Below are 4,530 nucleotides of genomic sequence, written 5' to 3' on the forward strand. Positions count from 1 at the left end.
CAAAAACTCGAATTCCTCGGGAATGTAGTCCTCGGGAGATGTCAAAGTGACCGTCTGGTTTGGCCAGTAGATGGATCCGTCGTCCGCCGTCCATGACTGGATCTCCACCGACACCGACACCACCACCGCGAAGATACGCCCCGCCATGGTATTCACCGCGGTTTCGAGCTCGCCGACGTCGATATCTTGCGCCTCGAAAATGAACGGGCGGACCAGCTCGCCGGCGTTTGGGTTGTTCACGGTGAAGCTCGACCCCTTGCCCTTCTTCGAGTGAGCAGGAATCTTCCCGGTGACCGAGCTGTAAAACTTGGATTCGTCGAACTGGACCGACACTTCACCGCACGGAGCCGCGCCCTTGACCAATCGGGACACCGGAGACCCCGGAGCCGTCCCAGTCCAGAAGACAAGCTGCCCATCGGCCGAAGACGTGATAACCGGTCCCCTTTGGGCTGCAAGTCCGGCCAGGAAGTCGAGGACGACGTTCTCGGGCTGAATGTCCACTCGCTTGAACCTAGCGCCGGCGCTCGCCTGGAAATCACAAGCCACGCTGTGATATCGACAAAGATCGTCCGCTATCTGGTTCAGAGCCGTGTCCTTCCACTCCAACGGAAACGCCGACATAGGCGGGTGGACGCGCTCCAAGATGCCAGCGCCGGCGTAGAATTCGATATTCAAGGTCTTCGATTCCGACGAATTATCAGGCTGAGGGCTCTCACATCGCCCCGAGAGAAGGAGCTCGCCATCATACCGGATCTCAACCTTCGGCGATGCCAGCGGAACGAATATCTTTCTGGTTTCAGGCTCGTTGGGAACGGTAAACCCGCCCTTTGATATGGCGTCAATCGCAAGGGCAAGCTCGAAATCGTCATATGTGCCGATCTCCTGGTTGTCCACACGAATCGACAGGCCGGGAATGGTCTCCACCTCGCCGGATGGAGAGTCAACCGGTATCTGGACGATGGCTCCGGGTGGAAGCGGTTCGTTAAGGCCAGGATTTGCGCGGCGGATGACATCCGCGTCGGTATCAACGCCGCTTGTCTGTATCGCGACGAGATACCAGCTTTCCCCGCCTTTGGCCTTAAACGTACCAGACAACTTCTCGCCCCTTTCCAATCAAAAAGAACTCGTCACCGTGGAGCCCATTGACCGAGCAAAAATGGTCAAATGTGTCCGGCGCCGTCGTCCCGTACAGCTCGAAACACAAGTCAAGTGGCGTTCGAGACCCTTCAAGCTCCGCGACCATCCGCGTCTTGCCCTGGAAGGACAACCCGACGAGCTGTCCGCAAATCCCAGCCACAAGGGCCCGAAGGTCCGCGAGCCCGTCTCCCGTGTCCGTGGTCGCCGCCCATACCTCGGACTCGGCAAACTCGGCATATTGAAGGTCGTGCCATGCCTGGTATTCTTCAAGCAAAGTCGCCGCCACGTCCGCCGCCGTCAAGTAGTCGTCCCTCGTGAGGTACTGCCCCACGGCTTCAACCGACAACATGGTGTGATTCGCGACGACCGTTTGAGAAATCAGCCTGTCAAGGTGGAACTGGTTGATTGTGTCCTCGCTGTATTCCGAGGGCTCCGAGAGCGTCCGGTTGAAGATGTCCCGCGCCATGTTCCGATATCCATCGAGCTTGGCTTGGGCTGAATCGTTCATCCTTCGGGGAGCGCCGATCAGCATTTGTACTTGGCGAGCCATCCCGAGCGGCGAGCCGACCAACAAGTCGATACCTCGATTGATGCTGTCCCCAATGTCGTCCATGCCGTCGGTCACGGCGGACACCCCCTGAGACGCCTTCCGCATGGTCGACTGGATCGTCTTGACCGTATTTTCAAGGCGTTGTTTGAAGGTTTCAGCACTGACGGGGTCGTCGAGGGACGCCTTGTCGCTGAAATCGGCCGCCGATGCGTCGAGAAGAGCATCAAACGATTGATTCAGCGACTTTGCCCCGCCGACCTGGAGCCCCGTGGTTTCGTAAAACGAAACGGCAAACATGGTTTGATTCGCAGCACTCTTGAAAGCATCCGTGCGCGCAATCTCGCCGACAGGGACGACATTCACGGCCCCATAGACCGGATGAGTAAGGACGCCGACACCGTCCTCCAGAAGCGCCCCCAGGAACGCGGAAGCTCTTTTCTCGTATCCTGGCCCGTGGAATATGGCAACCATCGGAAACCGGCCGCTCGTGTGTCCGTTGCTCTGGACGTAGGTTCCAGACCCGGACGCCGACTCGAACACCGCCGATTTCTTGCTGATAGAGCTTTCCACGTCCTCGAAATCGAACGTGATTTTTTGCCCCTTCGGCGACTTGTAGACAGCCTTTTGAGGGGTCAAAACGGGCGTTCCGTCGAATGAAGTCTGAAAAAGCCGGCTGAAATCGAAAAAACGGCCCATTAACGCACCGCCCCCGTGTGGGCCAGCTTAAAAGCCCTGCCCGACTTGCCACGGGTGACCCTAGCTCGGCCGGTCTCATCCTTCAGAGTGACCTCGACAACCTCTCTCGTTTCCTTCGAGGAAGACATCACCGGGGCGTCCTCCCATGGAGCCACGTCTGAATAAGAAGACTCATCTTTGTACCTTGAGATGTTGGCTTGGGCGTTCTTGACCGCCCATGCACTTTCAAGTTTCCGCTTCTTTTCTTCGAGGTCTCCGATGTATCCACCGCCGCTAAAACCGCCGAAAAGAGATCCAACCCCCATTCCGCCGCGAGACATCGCCTCTCGGTTTATGTCGGAAACAGCCTTTTTTTCAATAGCGATGAGTTTCTTTGCTCCCGCAACATCCTTTGAGAGCTGGCCAGCGGACCTCTTGGAAATATCCCTCTTCATCGTATCGTCGAGGTCTTGCCGAAGGCGCTTAGCCTCTATTTGGGCGTCCTGGAGCGGCTTGATAACCTGATTGTATATCACAGTGCCGATCATCCACCCGGCAACGGCCGCTCCGCCTACAAGCCCAACCTTGGCAAGCATGGACGAAAGACCGCCCGCGGCCGCCGTGGATACTCCGATTTGAGCCGGTAACTGTGTCCCCAAGAACGAAGCAAGAGGCTTCAGTTTTCCGACATACCCGGCTGCAGTCACCGCCATGTTGAAAGCACTTGTCGCGACCGATGCCACCTTCACCGCCGCCGAAATCCCGTAGAAAGTCGCGATCAATATGCCGATCTTCGGCGCCCAGTAGGCGATTCTTTCAAGCCATTTCGGAATTTCCTTGACAAACTCGTTAATCTTCGTCCGGATAAGCTCCTTGTTGGCGACGACCCAAACCTTCATCTTTTCGCCCGCCTTGATGGCCCAATCGACAAGATCCTTGACCGTCGGCGCAAGCTCGGCTCCGATGTCCGCCGCTGTCAGTGATACGACATCTCTCAACGTCGACAAGAGCCCCGTCAGGGTCTTCGAGGCGATGTCCATGCCCTTGTAGAAGATGCCGCCCTTGCCGGTCATGCGCTCGAACGCCTTGGTCAAGTCTCCCGTGCCGATTTTGCCCTTTCGAACCATGTCCAGCACTTGGGCCGTGGTGACACCGTACATGTCGCCAAGCTCTTTGATGATAGGGACGCCTTTCTCGCCGATGATGTTCAACGACTCCATGTCGACCTTGCCCTTGAGCATGGCCTTTGTGAACCCGAAGGCAATACCGTGCATTTTTTCGGCATTTCCGCCCGCGGTGTCACCCATCATGCGGAGAGTACCGATCACCTTTTGGATGTCGCCACCCATGACCGGGAGCAATGTTTGAGCCACACCGGCCAAATTTTCGAACTCGAAAGGCGTGGTTGCCGCGGTATCGTTCAACGCCGCGACAAGCTCCTTAGCTCTCTCCACCGAACCCATGAGCGGGGTGAAATTCGCTTGGGCGTCCTCCACCTTCGAGAACTGTTTCATCACCCAACCGACGGCGCCCCCCAGCGCCACGGCCCCAGCACTCGCTATGTAAAACCCGGTCTTGAGTCCCCTGGTCAATCCTTCCCGAGCTCGGCTTAAAGTCCGGTCGAGATGCCTCATCGACATGGCCGCCTTTGCCGAAAACGCCTGGACGCGGTTCTGCATCCGGCCAAGTACCTGAGACATCTTATCGACGGCGGTAAAAGTCGTCTTGACCGGGAAGTCTTTAGCCATTGGAATCTCTCAAAAGCGCCGAACGAAGCCCTTCATAGAAGAACTCAAGCTCCTCAAAGCTCATCGTCCTGTAGTCAGGAATCCCCGGATATCGAGCGCAGACCGTCAAGATCATCTCCTCCATGACCCGCCCGCGGGTGTGTAAAGCGTTTCCTTCCCTGTCGTATCCAAGGGAAACGCTAGCTCCCCTTCGGACGAGCAGCGGATGCGTGATGTTACGCAGCCAGAAAAAGGTCGAACACTCGCCAAATCCTTTTCCAGTCGTGATCGTCCAGGGCGGACAGCTTCGCCGCCGCAACCTTCGTTACGCTCCCGACCCAGACATAGGTCCGGTAATTGAGCGCGTCTTGTTTGCACTTGTCCATAGCAATTCGGTCAACACCACTTGGGCGCCGAGGGAATCGCACTTGTGGCAGGTCT

4 protein-coding genes are annotated in these 4,530 nt (G+C 57.2%); all 4 read right to left on the bottom strand.

Annotation, left to right across the window (positions count from 1 at the left end):
- On the bottom strand, positions 1 to 1,113 hold a 1,113-nt coding region (locus M0R36_10515), incomplete at its 3' end, for a hypothetical protein (GenBank protein ID MCK9556227.1).
- Entirely contained in the window at positions 1,079 to 2,383 is a 1,305-nt protein-coding gene (locus tag M0R36_10520) for a DNA circularization N-terminal domain-containing protein (GenBank protein ID MCK9556228.1), read from the bottom strand. The genes M0R36_10520 and M0R36_10515, both read right to left, overlap by 35 nt.
- Entirely contained in the window at positions 2,383 to 4,110 is a 1,728-nt protein-coding gene (locus tag M0R36_10525) for a tape measure protein (GenBank protein ID MCK9556229.1), read from the bottom strand. Before M0R36_10525 ends, M0R36_10520 begins: the two co-directional genes overlap by 1 nt.
- A gap of 215 nt (positions 4,111 to 4,325) precedes the next feature.
- On the bottom strand, positions 4,326 to 4,530 hold a 205-nt coding region (locus tag M0R36_10530), incomplete at its 5' end, for a hypothetical protein (GenBank protein ID MCK9556230.1).

The sequence above is a fragment of the bacterium genome, from assembly GCA_023228325.1.
GTDB lineage: Bacteria > Auribacterota > UBA6266 > UBA6266 > UBA6266 > UBA6266.

Bases quoted from the DNA above. Each gene is read 5' to 3' on its own strand.
- M0R36_10520 (MCK9556228.1), bottom strand. From the start codon at position 2,383: ATGGGCCGTTTTTTCGATTTCAGCCGGCTTTTTCAGACTTCATTCGAC.
- M0R36_10525 (MCK9556229.1), bottom strand. From the start codon at position 4,110: ATGGCTAAAGACTTCCCGGTCAAGACGACTTTTACCGCCGTCGATAAG.